The organism is Rhabdothermincola sp. (assembly GCF_036846205.1).
Taxonomy (GTDB): Bacteria; Actinomycetota; Acidimicrobiia; order Acidimicrobiales; family Acidimicrobilacustridaceae; genus Rhabdothermincola.
In genome coordinates, this window is sequence record NZ_DAIUCK010000005.1 from 40,498 (window position 1) to 59,526 (window position 19,029).

General features: G+C 69.8%; 15 protein-coding genes and 1 pseudogene. 8 read left to right on the top strand and 8 right to left on the bottom strand.

Translation table 11 applies throughout. The features are described from left to right. Window positions 1-30 precede the first annotated feature (30 nt). Both V7004_RS01650 and V7004_RS01655 read left to right on the top strand, forming a co-directional pair. Window positions 31-480, top strand: a complete 450-nt coding sequence (locus tag V7004_RS01650; RefSeq protein ID WP_442967989.1) for a Zn-ribbon domain-containing OB-fold protein — start codon at window positions 31-33, stop codon at window positions 478-480. Beyond that, window positions 477-1,679 (top strand): thiolase family protein, encoded by a 1,203-nt coding sequence (locus tag V7004_RS01655; protein ID WP_334141457.1) that lies wholly within the window; start codon window positions 477-479, stop codon window positions 1,677-1,679. The genes V7004_RS01650 and V7004_RS01655 overlap by 4 nt, the downstream gene beginning before the upstream one ends. Before the next feature lie 105 nt (window positions 1,680-1,784). On the opposite strand, the gene V7004_RS01660 is transcribed toward V7004_RS01655, so the two are convergent. The 5 genes from V7004_RS01660 to V7004_RS01680 form a co-directional block, all read right to left on the bottom strand. Further along, window positions 1,785-3,035 carry a sensor domain-containing diguanylate cyclase gene (locus tag V7004_RS01660; RefSeq protein ID WP_334141458.1) on the bottom strand — a complete coding sequence of 417 codons (1,251 nt, stop codon included), beginning with the start codon at window positions 3,033-3,035 and terminating at the stop codon, window positions 1,785-1,787. Window positions 3,036-3,315: 280 nt separating this feature from the next. Beyond that, entirely contained in the window at window positions 3,316-4,989 is a 1,674-nt protein-coding gene (locus V7004_RS01665) for an alkaline phosphatase D family protein (protein ID WP_334141460.1), read from the bottom strand. A gap of 59 nt (window positions 4,990-5,048) precedes the next feature. Further along, the gene (locus V7004_RS01670; RefSeq protein ID WP_334141462.1) at window positions 5,049-5,939 is read right to left on the bottom strand and encodes a hypothetical protein; all 891 of its coding nucleotides are present in this window, start codon (window positions 5,937-5,939) and stop codon (window positions 5,049-5,051) included. Between the two features lie 67 nt (window positions 5,940-6,006). After that, the gene (locus V7004_RS01675) at window positions 6,007-7,647 is read right to left on the bottom strand and encodes an ABC transporter substrate-binding protein (RefSeq protein WP_334141464.1); all 1,641 of its coding nucleotides are present in this window, start codon (window positions 7,645-7,647) and stop codon (window positions 6,007-6,009) included. 83 nt (window positions 7,648-7,730) lie between these two features. Beyond that, window positions 7,731-8,387 (bottom strand): peroxiredoxin, encoded by a 657-nt coding sequence (locus V7004_RS01680; protein ID WP_334141465.1) that lies wholly within the window; start codon window positions 8,385-8,387, stop codon window positions 7,731-7,733. A 166-nt stretch (window positions 8,388-8,553) separates the two neighbouring features. Here V7004_RS01680 and V7004_RS01685 point away from each other — a divergent pair, with 166 nt between their 5' ends. The 5 genes from V7004_RS01685 (at window position 8,554) to V7004_RS01705 (ending at window position 12,321) form a co-directional block, all read left to right on the top strand. Beyond that, entirely contained in the window at window positions 8,554-9,117 is a 564-nt protein-coding gene (locus V7004_RS01685) for a dihydrofolate reductase family protein (RefSeq protein ID WP_334141466.1), read from the top strand. Window positions 9,118-9,184: 67 nt separating this feature from the next. Further along, window positions 9,185-9,421: a ribbon-helix-helix protein, CopG family gene (locus V7004_RS01690; RefSeq protein ID WP_334141467.1), complete on the top strand. Its 237-nt coding sequence runs from the start codon at window positions 9,185-9,187 to the stop codon at window positions 9,419-9,421. After that, window positions 9,418-9,849 (top strand): TA system VapC family ribonuclease toxin, encoded by a 432-nt coding sequence (locus V7004_RS01695; protein WP_334141468.1) that lies wholly within the window; start codon window positions 9,418-9,420, stop codon window positions 9,847-9,849. The genes V7004_RS01690 and V7004_RS01695 overlap by 4 nt, the downstream gene beginning before the upstream one ends. 228 nt (window positions 9,850-10,077) lie before the next feature. After that, entirely contained in the window at window positions 10,078-11,679 is a 1,602-nt protein-coding gene (locus V7004_RS01700; protein ID WP_334141470.1) for an MFS transporter, read from the top strand. A 45-nt stretch (window positions 11,680-11,724) separates the two neighbouring features. Beyond that, window positions 11,725-12,321 (top strand): TetR/AcrR family transcriptional regulator, encoded by a 597-nt coding sequence (locus tag V7004_RS01705; protein WP_334141471.1) that lies wholly within the window; start codon window positions 11,725-11,727, stop codon window positions 12,319-12,321. Window positions 12,322-12,365: 44 nt separating this feature from the next. On the opposite strand, the gene V7004_RS01710 is transcribed toward V7004_RS01705, so the two are convergent. After that, window positions 12,366-13,844: a right-handed parallel beta-helix repeat-containing protein gene (locus V7004_RS01710; protein WP_334141473.1), complete on the bottom strand. Its 1,479-nt coding sequence runs from the start codon at window positions 13,842-13,844 to the stop codon at window positions 12,366-12,368. A gap of 466 nt (window positions 13,845-14,310) precedes the next feature. Between V7004_RS01710 and V7004_RS01715 the strand changes: the two genes are divergently transcribed. Beyond that, window positions 14,311-16,593, top strand: coding sequence for a GmrSD restriction endonuclease domain-containing protein (locus V7004_RS01715; RefSeq protein WP_334141474.1), 2,283 nt, complete (start codon window positions 14,311-14,313; stop codon window positions 16,591-16,593). Window positions 16,594-16,626: 33 nt separating this feature from the next. On the opposite strand, the pseudogene V7004_RS15800 reads toward V7004_RS01715, so the two are convergent. After that, window positions 16,627-17,354, bottom strand: a pseudogene (locus V7004_RS15800) (PIG-L deacetylase family protein). 18 nt (window positions 17,355-17,372) lie between these two features. After that, a partial coding sequence (locus V7004_RS01730) for a flavin-containing monooxygenase (protein WP_334141479.1) occupies window positions 17,373-19,029 on the bottom strand: 1,657 nt, incomplete at its 5' end.

Consider the following 19,029-nt stretch of genomic DNA (forward strand, 5'->3'; position numbering starts at 1 on the left):
GGCCCAGGGGAAACACGACGAGGGGGGAAGGTGACCGGCACCGTTCCGTTGGTGGAGTACTTGAGGCTCGAGCCCACGCCGCACCTCGTCGCCCACGAATGTGTGGCGTGCGGGGCACGGTTCTTCGACCGTCGCAACGCCTGCGCAGCCTGCTCCGGGACCTCGTTCCGGGAGGTGGAGCTCCCCACCGAGGGTGAGCTGCGGACGTTCACCATCGTGTCGTACGCCGCGCCGGGCATCCCGGTTCCCTTCGTGGCCGGCGTCGTGGACTGCGGTGGAACCAGCGTGCGAACCAACGTGATCAACGTGGCCCCCGACGCCGACCACGTGCGCACGGGCATGAAGGTCCGACTCGCCACCTACGTGGTGGGGGAGGACAGCGAGGGCACCGAGGCCATCGGGTTCGGCTTCGAGCCCCTCGACGGGGCCACGACCGCCGCCGACGCCAGAGAGACCGAGCCGGGGAAGGAGCAGCGATGAACGAGGACGACATCTGGATCCTCGGGATCAACATGACCAAGTTCGGGAAGCACCCCGACAAGGACGTGATTGACCTGGCGGCGGAGGCGGCGCTGGGCGCGCTCGCCGACGCTGGGGTGACGATGCGCGACATGGGAGTGCTCGCCGCCGGCAACCTGATGTCGATGGGCGCTCCCACCGGCCAGCTGCTGCAGAAGCAGATCGGCCAGACCGGCATCCCCGTCTACAACGTGTCGAACGCGTGCGCCACCGGGGCCACCGCGTTGCGGACCGTGATCATGGCCATCAAGGCGGGCGAGTGCGACCTGGGCCTGGCGGTCGGGGTGGAGAAGCTCGCGGGGGCCGGCCTGCTCGCCGGCGGGACCCGCAAGCAGGAGGCGTCGACCTGGACCCCGCAGGGCCGCTACGGCGCGGTGGCCCCGATCGACGGCCGGATCGGCACCGAGACCATGCCCGGGGTGTTCGCCCAGATCGGCCTGGAGTACGGGCACCGCTACGGGGGGACGAGCTTCGAGCTGTTCGCCCGGATCTCGGCGAAGAACCACGCCCACTCGACCCTGAACCCGCTCGCTGCCTACACGAAGGCGATGTCGGTGGAGGAGATCATGAACGACGTCATGATCGCCTACCCCAACACCCGCCCGATGTGCTCCGCCAACTGCGACGGCGCGGCCGCGGCGGTGCTCGTGTCCGGGGCCAAGCTCCGCACGTTGGATCCCGACCAACGGCGGCGGGCGGTGAAGGTCTCGGCCAGCGTGCTCACCTCCGACCCGTGGACCGAGAGCTGCCAGGTCCTCCCCGACGTCAACACCCTCACCCGGCAGGCCGCGCTGGCGGCGTACGAGTCGTCGGGGGTGTCGCCGGACGATCTGGACCTCGTGGAGCTGCACGACTGCTTCGCCACCGCCGAGCTGGTGCACTACGACAACCTCATGCTCTGCCCCGAAGGGGGCGCGGTCGACTTCTTCGAGTCCGGTGCACCCTTCCGCGACGGGCGCCTCCCGGTGAACGTGTCCGGCGGGCTGCAGTCGAAGGGTCACCCCATCGCGGCCACCGGCATCGCCAACGTCTACGAGATCTGCCAGCACCTGCGCGGAGAGGCCGGTGACCGCCAGATCGAGGGGGCGAGGGTCGGTCTCGCCCACGTGATCGGGCTCGGCAGCGCCTGCGGCGTGCACGTGCTCAAGCGGGCAGCCTGAGCGCGGCGCTCCTCTAGACCCGAGTGCGTCCGGACCGACTCCTGACCTGCTGGAATCCGCCCTGCGGCGCCGGTGACCGGCTGATCAGAGGAAGCTCTGCCCCGCTCAAGTCGGCACCACGACCCTGGACCGTCCCTCGGCCTTGGCCCGGTAGAGCGCTTGGTCGGCCTGCTCGAGCATGGCCTCGGGGCTGAGAGCGGTCGGTAGCTCGACCAGCACCCCGCCGACGCTGGCGCTCACCGGTACCGACCCCTTGGCGGTCGGCAGCGGGCGGGAGACAGCCTCCAGCAGCCGGCGGCCGATCGCACCCAGCTCGCCGTGCCCGTCGCAACGCCGGCAGACCACCACGAACTCGTCGCCGGCGTAGCGGCACACCACGTCGCCGGGACGCAGCGCGGAACGCAGTTGCTCCGCGGTACGGATCAGCAACTGGTCACCGACCTGGTGCCCGTAGGTGTCGTTGACCTGCTTGAACCGGTCGAGATCGACGAACAGCACGCCGACCGAACCACGCTCGAGGGACGCGACCTCGGCGAGCACCTCGGTGAGCACGGCCCGGTTACCCAGCCCGGTGAGGACGTCCCGACGGGCGGCCTCGCGGAGCCGCTCCTCGGTGCGGTGCCGTTCGGTCACGTCGACGAACTGCAACAGCAGCCGCCGGCTCTCGTTCGTCGGGCCGTGAAGGTGGGAGGCGGTGACGTGGACCCATCGCCATTCCCCGTCGAGCAGCTGGATCCTGACGTCACCGTTCCAGGCGGGCGCCTCACCCGAGAGCACCGCCGACCAGCCATCGGGGTCCCGGTCGTCGGGATGCACCCGACTCCCGACCCGCTGCCCGACGAGCTCGGCGGCGGGAAGCCGGAAGAACGTGCCCGCCGCGTCGTTGACGTCGATGACCTGTGCCTCGTGATCGGCGATGATCATCGGCACCGCGGAGCGCTCGAACAGCACCCGGACGTCCTCGTCGTGTGCCCGCTCCAGTGCCAGGAGATCACGCTCGCGAGCGAGGCGCACGGACGCGAGACCGACCGCCGCGATCGCTCCGGCGAGCACCACGAGCAACCGGAGAGGGAGCTCGCCGGTGAGCGACAGCTCGTCGCCGACGGCGATCACCACGGTCCCCGCGAGGGCGAGCGCGCCGATCGCCGCGGTGGCCCGGCGCCCCGCCACCATCCCGGTCACCAGGGGACCGATGAGCACGGCCGTCGCCGGCACACTGCGGTTGCCGTCGACCAGCGCGCCGATGACCACCACCACCACGACGAGCGCGCCGGCCAGGACGGCGGCGCGCTCACCCCGCCTCCGGAACCGCCGGGGGGCGCCCGCGGGGTCGATGGTCTCCGCCGCCCGATGCATGCACTCACGGTACTGAGCCAGCCCGCCCGGCGGTCAACGGGCCGAACGGCCCACCAGGCGCCCGGCTGACATCGCTCGTCTGGTCTGATACCCTATGGGGTATGTGTTCGAGAGTGACCTGTCCTACCTGTGACCGTCCGACGTTCCGGGGCTGCGGCCAGCATGTCGAGCAGGTGCTCGGCGACGTGCCGGTCGAACAGCGCTGCCAGTGCGACGCGACCCCTCGGCGCCGCTCGTGGTTCGCCCGCCGCTGACGTCCCCCGCAATCGGGTGGCTGCGATCACCCGGTGTAGCGGGGCATCACGCCGCCTGCGATCGGCGCACCTGATTCAACTCCGCGACCACCAGCGGTCGGCGAGGTGATGGCGCCGGCCGTGGTGGTGCTCGACGGCGGAGGAGCGGTGGACGTCGTGGAGGACGACGTCGTGGAGGACGACGTGGTGGACGTCGTCGACGTCGTGGCCACCGGATCCTCCTCGCGAGGGACCGGTACCGCAGCTCGCCGGTAGGTGTGATCGGTGGTGACGGTCGCGGTCGGCACCGAGGTGGTGGAGACCACCCGGTAGCGGGCCTGCAGCTCCTGCTCGGTCAGCTCGACGATCAGGTAACCCCGATCGGAGGCGTTGACGTACTCGAACCACGGCAGCCCACCCACGACGGCCTCGACCACCGCAGGTGGCGCGGCGGTGAACCGGCTCGAGATGGGCGGCCCGACCAACTCCACCCCCACCGCCTCGGTGGTGGGATCCTCGAGGTCGCGATGGAGCACGGCCACCGCGCCCAAGTGGATGTCACCCGCGACGATCACGGGGTTCGGGACGTCACGCAGCACCGACCACACCCGCTCGCGTGCCGCCGGGTAGCCGTCCCACTGGTCCATGTTGCGAGCCGTGCCGATCGCCATGGGAGCGAACACGACCTGGTTCGCAAGGACCTCCCACACCGCCTCACGCGAGCTCAGCCCGTCCAGCAGCCACTGTTCCTGGGCGGGGCCGAGCAGCGTGCGGCCCTCATCGGCCCAGTCGCTACACGGCGAGTTGAGCCCCCCGCCGCAGGGCTGGGGGTCGCGGTGCTGGCGGGTGTCGAGCAGGTGGAATCTGGCCAACCCGCCCCATCGGATCGACCGGTGGATGGCCAGATCCGGCCCCACGGGCACGGGAAGCCGCACCGGCTGGTGCTCATACCACGCCTGGTAGGCCTGGGCCCGGCGGGAGAGGAACGCTGCCTCGGGCGTGCCGTCGACGCTGTGAGCTCCCGCGTAGTCGTTGTCGACCTCGTGGTCGTCCCACACGACCAGCCACGGGCACATGGCGTGGGCGGCCTGCAGATCGGGATCGGACTTGTAGAGCCCGTAACGGTTCCGGTACGCGGCCAGGGTGGTCGCCTCGGGGCTGCCGTGCGACCGGACAGGTCCCGACCCACCCCCTTCATAGATGTAGTCGCCCAGATGGACGACCAGATCGCACCCTTCGGTGCTGAGTTCCCGATGAGCCGTGTAGTAACCGTCGGTGTAGCGCTGGCAGGACGCCACACCGAAGCGCAGTGGCACCCGCACACCGGCTGGTGGCGTCGTGCGTGCTCGTCCCACCGGGGAGGTCCACCCCCCCGCCCGGAACCGATAGTGGAACCAGGAATCCGGTGGCAGCCCACTCACCTCGACGTGGACCGAATGGGCGAGAGCGGGAGTGGCGACGCTCACCCCGCTGGCCACGATGGAGGTGAAGGCCGGGTCGGTGGCGATCTCCCAGACGACCGGCACGTCGACGCCGGGCATGCCGCCACCGCTGGTGGGGGCGGGCGCGAGGCGGGTCCAGATCACGAACCCGCCGGGCTCGGGATCGCCACTCGCCACGCCAAGGGTGAACGGGTCGTCGGGAAGGGGCACGTCCGGGGGCAGGGCCTGACCACGACCTTGCCACCGGGCCGCGGCGATGGCCAGGACGGTGCCTGCCAAGAAGGATCGCCTGGTGATGGCCGGAGGCCGCGCTGACACCGGGGAGGCAGGACGCGGGCTCAGGTCACGACCTCGATCAGCGGGGCGCGGATCCGATCGATACTGCCTGAGCCACCGGCGGGACCCGCCGGTACGGGTGCACGCTGCGAACGAGCGGAGGGCGCGGGGCGAGCGGCGAGGGCGGGATCCGTCCCGAGGTCCGCCGGCCGGGCGAACACCACGGCGAGCATGGCCACGGCCGCGAGTGCCACGCCGGCCGGCAGCGATGCCCAGGCCGCGACGGCGGCGAGCGCGCTGACGAGCCCCAGCGAGGCGATGGTCGCCCGGCGGGCCGGCTCGCGCCAGCGCTCAAACCGGCGATGGAAGCCCTGCAGGTCAGCGAATGACCGGCACCGAGCCGTGAGGAGAATGGCGCTACCGCGCACCGCCGCGAAGGCGATGCACACGACCAGCGCGCGCCGCGGCGAAGCGGTGAGCACCGCGAAGGCGAGTGTCAGCGGTACGGCGGTCGACATCACGTAGGTCATGACCCCGGTGCCGATCTGGAAGCCGAACCCACCTCCGTAGAACCAGGGGCGATACGCCGACAGCCAGTCCTCGTTCACCTGTCGTCGCAGGAAGGGAGTGCGCCACGGGGTGAACCCGGCATCGACGAGCACGCCGGCGAGCGCCCCGAGAGCGATCAGCGCCAACCGTGGCCCGACGGGTGGGTCGACGACCGCGAGACCTGCGGCGAGGGCCGCGCAGACAGCGCCGACCACCGCACCACCCAGGAGGGCGCCGATCATGAAGAACGTCGCCGTGCTCCCGAACCGGTGGCCGCGACCGGCCTCTGCGACCGGGGTGATCGACGAGAGCATGGACTGCCCACACGGAGACCAGGTGCTGCGCACCGCCGCGATCACGCCCGATCCGACAGCGAGCGCAAACAAGACACCTGTGCCCGGCACGCTGCTCATAGTAGGTGACCGCGCTGTGTGGCGGGAGCGACACGGGCACCGGCGCCCGGAACGTCCCTCAACCCTCGGCCAGCCAGACCTGGGACCACCACGGCTTGCCGTCCGTACGGGCGAAGCCACCCGAGGCGGGGATGTCGAGTCCGTTGACCCGAGCTTGCGCGATCAGGGCCCACGCCTGATGGTAGAGCCAGACATACGGGAGCTGCGCGTTGAGCTCCCGCTGCGCGGTCTCGTAGAGCCGCCTCAGCTCGGCGGGATCGTTCGTGGCCCGCGCCGCGTCCAGGGCCGCGTCGAGCGCAGAGGAGCGGGTCTGGGTGAAGTTGATGCTCACCTGCCCCGGGCCCTTCGCCGTGCTGGAGTGCCAGAAGATGTAGTTCGAGTCGGGGAACACGTAGCTGAACTGACGGAACATCGCCGCCTCGTAGTTCCCGACCACGACCTCGTTGATGTAGGAGGCCTGCTCGACGGGGACCACCGTCGCCCGGATGCCCACCTGCGCCCACTGGGCCTGGAGGATCGTGGCCACCCGCTCGACCTCGTCGCCGGCCGTGGCCCGCAGGGTGAACGCCAGCTCGCTCGCGCCGGTCTCGGCCTTGTACCGCTCGAGTTCCCGGCGAGCTGCTTCGGGGTCGTGGTCCGGGTAGCCGGTATCCTCGACGTACCACTCCTCGACGTCGGAGAACGGCCCGACGGCCGGGCGCAGCACACCTGCGCCGATCGTCTCGACGACCGCGTCGCGGTCCGTCGCGAGGACCACCGCCCGGCGGGCAGCCTCGTTGTCGAACGGCGGGCGACCCTGGTTGAGCATCACGATCGCCTCGAAGTTGGCGAGGTCGATGGCGGTGTCGTACTCCGATCGTCTTTGGAAATCGCGGATCGTCTCGATGTCCGAGGTCTGGATCATCTGCACGTCTCCGGCGCGGAGCGCCGCGGCCCGGGCCGTCGGGTCGGTGAGCACCCGGAACGTGATCCCGTCGAGGTACGGCAGCTGGACGCCATCGGCATCACGCTTCCAATAGTCGCCGTTGCGCTCGACGGTGATCGCGCTGCCGGGTTCCCAGCTCACGAAGCGGAACGGTCCGGTGCCCACCGGCTTCGACGGCCCGTCCTGGCCGGTCAGGGTCGATGGCGCGGCCATGAAGCCGCCTTGCGCCGCGAGGGTGTAGTCGTACCCGAACCACGGGGTCCGCATCCGCACCTCGGCCGTGTGATCGTCGATGACCACGACCTCGCGGATGGGCTGCAACGACTGCGAGGCGATCGGGGATGCCAGTCGGGCGTCGATGTTCTGCTTCACCGCCGCCGCGTCGAACGGCGTGCCGTCATGGAACACCACGCCGTCCCGGATCCGGATGGTCCAAACGGTCCCGTCCTCGTTCGGGGTCACCGACTCGGCCAGGTTGGGCACGAGCTGACGGTTCTCGTCGAACGCGAGCAGGGTGTCGTAGATCGACGAGGCGACCATGCTGCCCGCCAAGGCGAAGTTGGAGCGCGCCGGGTCCCACCCGTTGCTCTCCGCGTCGATGCCGACGATCAGCCGGCCACCCGCCCTCGGAGTGCCTTCGTCGGACACCGGACCCGGCGCCAGGGTCGGGGTCGATCGTTCTCCGCCGCCGTCGCCCGAGCAGGCCGAGAGGACCAGCACCAGCACGACGAGCCACCAGCCACCCAGACCCCGGGCCCGAGCCCTGACCTCCATCACGTCCCTCCCCCTGTGAGACCGCGGATGACGACGGGGATCGTACCGATCCTCCGGGATGGATCGGGGTCGCGGCCGGGCCCTCAGCTCGGCTGGGGCACGATGCGCAGGTACGGCTTGGGCGCGCGCCAGGTCCCGAAGAGTTGCTCCGCTTCCTCGTCGCTCACCGAACCCGCGATGATCACGTCGTCGCCCTGCTTCCAGTTCACCGGGGTGGCCACCTTGTGGTTCGCGGTGAGCTGCAACGAGTCGATGACCCGCAGGACCTCGTCGAAGTTCCGCCCGGTGGTCATCGGGTAGACGAGGATCAGCTTGATCTTCTTGTCGGGGCCGATCACGAAGACGTTTCGGACGGTCTGGTTGTCGGCGGGAGTGCGCTCCTTCGCGTCGCCCGAGGTGCTCGCCGGCAACATGCCGTACAGCTTCGAGACGGTGAAGTCGGCGTCCCCGATGATCGGGTAGGTGGGGCGGGCCCCCTGGGTCTCCTCGATGTCATCGGCCCAGCGCTCGTGGTCCTCGGTGGCATCCACCGACAACCCGATGATCTTCACCCCACGGCGTTCGAACTCAGGCTGGATCTTGGCCATGTAGCCCAGCTCGGTGGTGCACACCGGCGTGAAGTCCTTCGGATGTGAGAACAGCACCGCCCACGAGTCGCCGATCCACTCGTGGAACCGGATCCTGCCCTGCGTGGTGTCGGCCTCGAAGTCCGGAGCCTCCTGGTTGATCTGCAAGCCCATCGCACACACCTCCTGAAATCCCGATCGGATTGGTCGGGTTTTATCGCCGGCGGGACCGAACCACAACCACCACGACTTCCTGAGCGGGACGGCTGCGAGGCCCATTGGCCACTAGCCTCCGCGACGGGCGCGCTGGCGGAGCCGGCAGGAGGGGGTGCCACGTGCGATGAGACCGCTGCGCTACGCGATCAACGTCACGCTCGACGGCTGCTGTGACCACCGGGCGGGGGTTCCCGACGCGGAGTCGCACCGCCACTGGGCCGCCACCCTGGCCCGCGCCGACGCGCTGGTGTTCGGCCGGGTGACCTACCAGATGATGGAGGAAGCCTGGAAGCGGCCCGCCGACGGTCAATGGCCCGAGTGGATGGACGAGAGCGACGTCGCGTTCGCCGAGGTCATCGACGGTGCCCGCAAGTACGTCGTGTCGAGCACCCTCGACCGCCTCGACTGGAACGCCGAGCTGCTGCGCGGGGACCTCGGTGAGGCCGTCCGCCGCCTCAAGGACCAGCCGGGTGAGGGGCTGCTCGTCGGCGGGGTCACCCTCCCGCTGGCGCTCGCGGACCTCGGATTGATCGACGAGTACGAGTTCGTCGTCCAGCCCGTTCTCGCCGGGCACGGGCCGAGGCTCCTCGACGGACTCGCCCAGCGGATCGATCTGGAGCTCGTCGACCGGCAGGTGTTCGCCTCGGGGGCCGTGTCGCTCCGGTACCGGCCAGTACCGACCGAATGATCACCTACTCGACCGAATGATCACATGCTGATGCAGACGGTGAGCATCATGATGCTAGCCTCGAGGCATGCGGACGACGGTGACGCTGGACGAGGACGTGGTGAAAGCCCTGGAGGCCCTCCGCCGCGAGCGTGGCCTGGGCACGTCCGCGGCCTTGAACGAGCTCGTCCGCCGCGGGCTGGCGGCCACCGAGCCACCGAGAGCCCGGTTCCGCCAGCGAACCTCGTCGATGGGCGCCCCGAAGGTGGCCCTCGACGACATCGGTTCGGCACTCGAGCTGCTCGAGGGTGAGGGGCACGGGTGATCGTCGATGCCAACGTGCTGCTGTACGCCCGCAACGAGGCCGATCCCCGGCACGAGCAGGCCCGCACCTGGCTCGAGGACGCGCTGAACGGCCCGACCCGGGTCGGGCTGCCGTGGTGGACGCTGGTGGCGTTCGTGCGCATCGCCACCAACCCCCGGGCCTTCCCCCATCCGCTGACTCCCGCCGAGGCCTCCCTCCAAGTCAGCGACTGGCTCGACGCGCCTCGCGCCTGGATCCCCGAGCCGACGGCGGCGTACCGGCAGGTGTTCATCGCCCTCCTGCGTGACCACGACGTGCGCGGCCCGCTGGTCACCGACGCCCAGCTCGCCGCGCTGGCCATCGACCACGGGGTACCGGTCGTATCCACCGACGCCGACTTCGCCCGCTTCCCCGCCGTCGAGTGGATCAACCCGCTCGGGTCGAGATGATCGCCGGGCTGGCTGCGGCGGTCTGACCCCGACGGACTGACCCCGACGGACTGACCCCGACGGTCCGGTCATCGCGCCCTGGCGTGCCCGCCCGCCCCGGGGAACACGGTGACTTTCGCTACACATGTGTTGCGATTCTCGTGTTCCGCTGGTAGCGATGACGGTGCCCTCCCCGGCCACGCCGGCGACCGGTACCGATCGAGCGCACGAGAAGGAGCCAACCAGCCCATGGGAGACCGACGGGAGCGACTCGCCTACGAACGCCGGTGGCTGATCCTGGCGGTGCTGTGCTTCAGCCTGCTGGTGATCGTGCTCGACAACTCGATCCTGAACGTGGCCATCCCCACCATCGTGCGGGACCTCGACGCCACCAACACCCAGCTGCAGTGGATGGTCGATTCCTACACGCTGGTCTTCGCCGGCCTGCTGCTCACCGCCGGCGCGCTGGGTGATCGGTTCGGTCGCCGCGGGGCGCTGCAGATCGGCTTCCTGATCTTCGGTGGCGGATCGGCCCTGTCGGCGCTGGCGAACAGCGCCGGCCACCTCATCGCCACCCGCGCCCTGATGGGCGCCGGGGCGGCGCTCATCATGCCGGCCACGCTCTCGATCATCACGAACGTCTTCCCCGCTGAGGAGCGGGGTCGGGCGATCGGGGTCTGGGCGGGCGTCGCCGGCCTGGGTGGCGCGCTCGGACCGCTCACCGGCGGGTTCCTGGTCGAGCACTTCTACTGGGGCTCGGTGTTCCTGGTGAACATCCCCATCGTCGCCATCGGCCTGATCGCCGGGTTCTTCCTGATCCCGACCTCGAAGGACCCTGCCGCCCCGCGACTCGACATCCCAGGCGCCGCGCTGTCGATCATCGGCCTCACCGCGCTGCTCTACGCGATCATCGAGGCGCCGGCCGAGGGGTGGTCCGACCCGAAGATCCTCGGCGGGTTCGCGGCTGGCGCTGCCCTGCTGGTGGTGTTCGCCCTGTGGGAGCGACACACCGATGCCCCGATGCTCGACGTGAGCTTCTTCAGGAATCCGAGGTTCACCGCCGCGAGCTCCTCGATCACCCTGGTCTTCTTCGCCATGTTCGGCTCGATCTTCCTGCTCACCCAGTACATGCAGTTCACTCTCGGGTTCGAGCCGTTCGAGACCGGCCTACGGATGCTGCCGTTCGCCGGGGCGATGATGATCACCGCGCCCACCAGCGCCCGGTTGGCGGAGCGGATCGGGACGAAGGTGACCGTCGTGGCGGGGATGTTGCTGGTCACCGCGGGCTTGCTGACCATGACCACCCTGGCCGCCGACACCTCGTACCCGGCCCTCGTCTGGCGGCTGATGCTGGTGGCCATGGGGATGGGGTTGGTGATGGCTCCCGCGACCGAGTCGATCATGGGATCGCTGCCCCTGGCGAAGGCAGGCGTCGGCTCGGCGGTCAACGACACCACCCGACAGGTGGGTGGGGCGCTCGGCGTGGCGGTGATCGGGAGTGTGCTCTCGTCCACCTACGGGCATCGGATCGAGGCGTTCTTCTCGGCCCACCCGGCGCCGCCGGAGGCGCTGGCGGCGGCGAAAGGATCGCTCGGCGGGGCCATGGCCGTGGCCACGAACCTCCAGGGTGTCCCCGGGCTCTCCGCACTGTCGGGTGAGCTGCTCGCCACCGCCAACGAGGCATTCATCGACGCCTTACATCACGGCGTGCTCGTCGGGGCCGTCGTGACCATCCTCGGCGCGCTGGTGGCGGCCGTGTGGCTGCCGCAGCGGGCCCGCGCCGAGGACGTGGCCAGCCAGGAGGTCGAGTACGAGCTTGAATGGGACCTCGCTGAACAGCCCTCCGCCTGATCAGGGTCCTGCACGATCGGCATCCCGTCGATCGTCGCTCGTCCGATGAACCAGCACCCCGAGCACCACCGACCGGGCCGCCCTCGCAGCGAGGAGGCTGATGCCGCGATCTTCGACGCGGCCCGCACCCTGTTCGCCGAGCTCGGCTACGGCGCGGTGAGCATCGAGCAGGTCGCGGCCCGAGCCGGGGTGGCCCGGTCCACCATCTACCGCCGGTTCCCCAACAAGGCGGAGCTGGTCATGGCTGCCCTCGAGGCCACGATGCCCGTCGAGCCCTTGGTGCCCGACACCGGCACGCTGGAAGGTGACCTGTTCCAGCTCGGCATCAGCCTGCGGGAGCTGCTCCGCTCGAGCCCGCTCGGGAAGATCCTGCCCGCCGCGATGACGGCCCGCTCGACCCACCCGGAGCTGGCTGCGCTGTACGAACGGTTCCTGCGACGACGGCGTCGGCACGCGATCGACGCCGTCCGCCGCGGGATCGAGCGGGGTGAGGTCCGCCCCGACGTGGACCCCGAACTGCTCATCGACCTGGTCGTCGGCCCCGTCTTCCTGCGGGCCCTGCTGACCGGCGGTCGCCTGGACGATCGGGCGCTGCGCCAGCTCGCCCGGGCCGCCGTCGACGCTCATCGACCCACCGGCTGAGCGGCGAGATCGCCGGTCACCGGGCGGCTCGGCGACGGATGGATTCAGCCCGCGAGGCGGGGTTCGACCGCTGGCAGGCTCGCTGCGCCCTGGGCGTGGGATGAGCCGGTGAGGCTGGGCGTCGGCTGGGCACCATCGGGGTACGACGTGCTCTCACCGGCAGGGCACGGCTCGAGCACCCCGAGGGAGGGGACGGCGGGAGGGTTCGATACTGCCGGCGGCGGATCCCCCGCACGGTGGAGGACGACCGCTCGAACGAAGAGGAAGGGGTTCGACGGGATGGGCGGCGCCTGGCAGAAGCCCGCCGACCGACCCAGCGCGGTGTTGTCCGTGAAGACCGTGCCCTCCTGCCCGTAGACCCACCGGTACGGGGCGGGATTCGCAACAATCTCGGATCGGTTGGACGCCAGGACCGTGCCCGCCACCGGTTCGCCGAGCCGCTCGGTGCGCCACCGGGTGCCGACCACCACCGCCAGGGACGCCGGGTCATCCCCGGTGAAGCGGTTGCCTTCCACCACTGTCTGGTCATCCTCGACCCGCACGCCGTAGAGCACCCGGTGGAAGGCGTTGTCCCGGATGACGTTGCCCTGCGCTCGGTCGAGGCTCACCCGGAGCAAGGGGCCCGCCACGTACGGGGGGTCGCTGCAGTCGAGGGCGAGGGTGTTCTCCGCCATCCGCGACCCGACCCACACCCCGGTCGGCCCGCCGATGACGGTGTTGCCCTCCACCACGTTGTCGTCAGCCCCGTACCGACGCTCCCACCAGTTCTCCGCCTGCTGGCGGGCGTACTCGCCGCAGTTCTTGTAGAGGAAGATGCCCCCGGCGGCGTTGCCCTCGAGCCGGTTCCCGGCGATCCGGTTCCCCCGGGAACCGTCGACCGAGATTCCCTCTCGACCGGTGCTCCACACCCAGACGCCCACTGAGCCGAGGAAGTCCACGTGCTGGCCGCTGTCGTAGGCCGGCCCGAACCCGTTGCCGATCACCCTGTTGTCGAACACAGCACTGTCGCGAGAGCCCGCCTCGAGGTAGATCCCGCTGCTGCCCGCCCCCTGCACGAGCAGGTCCCGCAGGGTCACCCGAGTGACGTAGGCATCGACGAACACCCCGGCTCCGCGGGTGGCGCGGATCTCGCTCGCTTCCACGAGGATGTCGTGGGGGGCGGCGGCGTACTCCTCCCCGGGAGCGAGGGATCTGAAGCCCGCGCGGGTGATACGCACCCCGTTGAGAAAACCCTCGATGCGGCAGTTGCGAATGGCCACGTCGTGCAAGGCCACATCGGCCGGCGTGGTCACGAGGATCCCGATCGGTACACCCGCTTCCGCGTCGACGTCGCGGATCGTCGCTCCCCGACAGTCCAGCGTGACCCCCGAGGCCACGATCTCGATCCCGCCGGTGTAGACGCAGCTCGGATCAAGTTCGGTGGTCGCATCGATGACGAGATGGTCGTCGGCCTGGGCGCAACTGATCACCTCCGCGTGGGCGACCGGACTGGGGAGGAGGAACGACAGCAGCAAGGCCGACACCCCGACCGACCTGCCATGGCGAGGCCCTCGCGAGCCACCACCCATGGCCGTGATCCCCGCACCCACCTCGTCAACCCCCTGTCGACGTCAGCCACCAGCGGCGCTCTCGCGCGTTCGTCTCGCTGCGATGCGGTTCGAGGCACTGTCAGGCGTTGACACCGACGGCGATGCGGTACCCGACCCCGCCCGCGGTGACCAGCGGCGTTCGACCGAACCCGCAGCCCCGAACCGTCGTCACACTAACCGCGTACGATCCCCTGAAGACGGTCGGTCACGAGTGAACGATTGAGGGGATGGCGATCGCTCCAACCACGGCTCCGCACCGAGCACGAGCTCGACCTCAGGTGACCCCGACGGCCTCCTGAGCGCTGCGCCGACTCACCTGACATCCGTCGCTTCATCCCGAGCTCAGCGGGGCGCCGCTCCTGGACACGACCGCCGCCGGCAACGACGAAAGGGACCATCGATGTCACTGACGCTGTTCAAGGACACGACCTACGGCCTGAGCACCCTCATCGAGCACATCCGGCGAGGGGAGATCGGCCTTCCCGACATCCAACGGCCCTTCGTGTGGAAGCCCGCGAAAGTCCGTGACCTGCTCGATTCGATGTACCGCGGGTTCCCGGTCGGTCACCTGCTGTTCTGGGCCACCGGTGCCGAGAGCGGCGCCCGCCAGATCGGCACCGACAACAAGGAGGTGATGGTCCCTCGGCTGATGATCGTCGACGGGCAGCAACGCCTCACCTCGTTGTTCGCCGTGTTCACCGGTTCCTCGATCACGCGCTCCGACTACTCGGAGGGCCCCATCCGAGTGGCGTTCCGACCGAGCGATGGCACCTTCGAGGTCACCGACGCGGCGATCGAGCGTGACCCTGAGTTCATCGCCGACATCACCCCGTTGTGGTCGTCCTACCGGGCGACCGTGCGCGCCTACTTCCGCCGGCTCGAAGAGGCACGCGGCGAGCCGCTCGCTGAACGGGAGGAGGAGCTGCACGAGGATGCCCTCGATCGGGTGAAGGACCTCCAGAACTACCCGTTCAAGGTCATCGAGCTGGACGCCACCGTCGACGAGGAACAAGTCGCCGACGTTTTCGTACGCATCAACAGCGAGGGTGTCGCTCTCAAGCAAGCAGATTTCATCCTCACCCTCATGTCGGTGTGGTGGGAGAAGGGCCGGATCGCCTTGGAGGAGTTCGCCAGGGCGTCCAAGCGGCCGGCATCGGAAGGCCCGAGCCCCTTCAATCACTTCATCGAACCGTCTCCCGATCAGATGCTCCGGGTGGCTGTCGGCTACGGGTTCCGCCGAGGGCGACTGCGTCACGTCTACTCCCTGCTGCGTGGCAAGGACCTCGAGACCGGTGACGTGAGCGCGGAACGCCGCGACGAGCAGTTCCGTCGGCTGGAGCAGGCCATGGAGGCCACGCTCAACCTCACCCACTGGCATGAGTTTCTCAAGTGTCTGACTGCGGCCGGGTTCCGCAGCCGGCGCATGATCACTGCCGACAACGCCATCCTCTACACCTACGTTCTCTGGCTCACGGGCCGCCTCGACTACCAGGTGGACCTGCACCGACTCCGGCGTGTGATGGCCCGCTGGTTCTTCATGGCCCACACCACCGGCCGATACACGAACTCACCGGAGAGCAGGATCGAGGCTGACCTGCTCAGGCTCCGTGAGCTCCCAGCAGGCGACGCTGACGGGTTCTGCGCCGTGCTCGACCGGGAGGTCAACGCCACCTTCACGCCCGACTACTGGCAGATCACCCTGCCGAACCGCCTCGATTCCTCATCGGCGGGCACCCCTGCGCTGTCCGCCTACTGGGCGGCACTCAACCTGCTCGACGCGGAGGTTCTGTTCTCCACGTTGAAGGTCGCGTCGCTTCTCGAACCGGGGGTCCGGGGAGTGCGCGGCCTCGAACGGCACCACCTGTTCCCGAAGGCGTACCTGTCCTCGCTCGGGATCACGGCGGTGTCGCGCACGAACCAGATCGCCAACATGGCGTTCGTGGACTGGCCCGAGAACGCGGCGATCGCCACCAAGGCGCCGTCGGAGTACTGGCCGGTCATGTCGGCACGCGTCGATCCGCAGCGTCTGGAGCGGCAGATGCACCTGCATGCGCTTCCGAGAGGCTGGGAGCACCTCGCCTACGACGAGTTCCTCGACCGCCGCCGCCGACTCATCGCCGAGGTGACCCGCGAGGGGTTCGAGTGTCTCCTGGAGGAATCTGGCGTAGTCGCCGCCCGAATCGACGCCTCGACCGACACGGCCGACCTCATCGCTGCCGGGGAATCCCGCACCGTCGAGTTCAAGTCCACCGCCCGCTGGAGTGTGCAGGGCAAGGTCCAGGACGCCAGGCTGGAGCAGGTCATCGTCAAGACCGTCGCCAGCTTCATGAACACCGACGGGGGCACGCTACTGATCGGTGTCGCCGACGACGGCACCGTCTTGGGTCTCGACGACGACCTCAGAACCCTCAAGCGTGGCGACCTCGACGGCTACGAGCAATTCCTCACCCAACTCTTCGACAGCCACCTCTCGGGCGCGGCCTTGGCCTTCGTCCATGTCGGCTTCAGCGACGTCGACGGCAAGGTGGTCTGCCGGATCGATGTGTCACCGGCTCCCCGGCCGGTGTTCGCCAAACCGGTCGGCGGCAAGGAACCCACCGACTTCTGGGTTCGCGCCAACAACACCACGCGACAGCTCACCGGGCCGGAGATGGTCGAGTACCAGGCCCACCGCTTCCGGTAGTCGACTCACAAAGTTCGACGGGCGAGCGGCTCCTCAGGCCGTGGGGACCACCTTGAATGCCTCGGCCAGCCGGCCCCGGTCGAACCCGGCGCTCTCGGCGTTCGCCGCCAACCACCCGCTCACCATCTCGTCGAGCTCGCTGCGGTGGCCGGTCTGGCTGGTGTGCGCCCGCAGGGCCGCCATCTTGTCCGCGAAGGTCTCCGTGACGTCCACCACCAGGTCAGGCTCGGGGTGGGCCATCAGCCACACCTGCGGCACCGTGTGCGGGGCGTGGCCCTCCTCGAGCAGTTCGGGGAACGCCCGGGGGTTGCGGGCGTCGGGGTAGACCGCGCACAGCGTCGCCTCCCCGGCGGCGAGGTGGTCGGGGTGGCTGGCGAAGATCCGCTCGAGGATCCGCACCGGTGACTGGCAGATCACGAGCTCCGGGCGGCACCGGCGGATCACCCGGGCCAGGTCCCGCCGCAGGGCCAGGTCGGCCACCACCATCCCGTCCGGGTGCCGCAGGAAGGTGAGGTCCTCCACCCGACCGCGGCCGCCGCCGCCCGCTGCTCGGCCTCGCGCAGCGCCCGCAGCTCGTCGCGGCTGCGGGTCAGGTCGTCGTCGCCGGCGTCGCCCGAGGTGACCAGGCAGTACGACACCGCACAGCCGGCCCGCACCAGCGCGGCCACGGTCCCGGCCGCCCCGAAGTCCACGTCGTCGGGGTGGGCGCAGACCACCAGCGCCCGCTCGGGCACCGTCAACGAGCCCCGGTCGGTGACCAGCTCCCCCACGGCCGCCACCTATCGCAGCACGTAGTCGTCGGGGTTCACGCAGCGGGTCTGCTGCCAGTACTCGAGCAGCGAGAACGGCCAGTTCTGGGCGCTGCGGCCGGTCTCGTTGCGGTACCAGCTGTTGACCGTGGACACCCCCCAGGCCCGAGCCAGGTTCCCGGCGTCGATGCGCTCGTTGTAGGCGTCGTGGACCTCGGGCCTGGGGTCCAGCGAGCCGTACCCGCCCTGGAGCAGGAGGCGCAGCGCCTCGAGCACGTAGCGCACCTCGCACTCGGAGAAGTAGATGATGCTGCCGTTGATCACGATGTTCGTGTTCGGCCCGTAGAGGCAGAACAGGTTCGGGTAGCCGGGCACCGTGATCCCGAGGTAGGCGCGGGCGTCGCCGTGCCAGTGCTCGTGCAGCTCCACCCCGCCCCGGCCCACCACCTCCATTGGCGTGAGGAACTTCGACGCCTGGAAGCCGGTGCCGTAGATGATCACGTCGACGGCGTGCTCGACGCCGTCGGCGGTGCGGATCCCCGCCGGGGTGATCTCGGCGATCGCCTCGGTGATGAGCGACACGTCGTCCCGGGTGAGGGTGCGGGCCCAGATCCCGTTGTCGCGGATCACCCGCTTGGCCGCCGGCGGATAGTGGGGGGTGACGGCCTCGAGCAGCTCGGGGTGGTTGCCGAACTCGGCCTGGAGGTAGCCGAGGAGCATCTGGCGGACCATCTCGTTGCCGGCGCTGACCGACTCGTCCTTCGGTTCCCAGTCGGGGTCGACGGTGACCAGCGGGAGCAGGCCCTCGCAGTTCCGCCAGAACAGCCAGAACCGGTACCAGGAGGCGTAGCCGGGCACGTGGCGGAACAGCCACATCTGCTCCTCGGACACGTCGTCGTGGTAGTCGGGGGTCGGCAGCAGCCACGGCGGGGTGCGCTGGAACACGAGCACCTCGGCGGCCTCGTCCGCGATCACCGGCACGAACTGCACCGCGCTGGCACCGGTGCCGATCACCGCCACCCGCTTGCCCGCCAGGCCCACGTCGTGGTCCCAGCGGGCCGAGTGGAACGACGGCCCGGCGAAGGTGTCCCGCCCGGGGATGTCCGGGAAGCTCGGCCGGTTGAGCTGGCCCACCGCCGAGATGACCGCGTTGACCTCGAGGGTCTCCTCACCTTCGGGACCGCGAACCTCGAGCACCCACAGCTGGCGGTCCTCGTCCCAGGTCGCCCGGGTCACCTCGGTGCGGAACCGGATGTGGTCGCGCACCCCGAACTCGTCCGCGCAGCGGCGGAAGTAGTCGAGCAGCACGTCCCGGGTGGAGAAGTGCTGCGGCCAGTCGTCGCGCTGGGCGAACGAGTAGCTGTAGAAGTGGTTGGACACGTCCACCCGGCAACCCGGGTAGGAGTTCTCCAGCCAGGTCCCCCCGACGTCGTCGTCCTTCTCGAGCACCACGTAGGGGATCCCCGCCTGCCCCAGCCGGTGGGCGGCGAGCAGCCCCGACATGCCCGCCCCGATCACGGCCACCCGGAAGGGACGGTCCGGGGCCAGGTCCTCCTTGCGCCAGCCGGGCGCCCGCAGGTCCTCGCCGGCGATGCCCAGCTCCTCCTCGAACAGCGGCAGGTAGTCGTCCTCGGCCGAGCCGCCGACGACGAACTCCAGCAGCGGTCGCAGCTCGTCATGGGAGGGG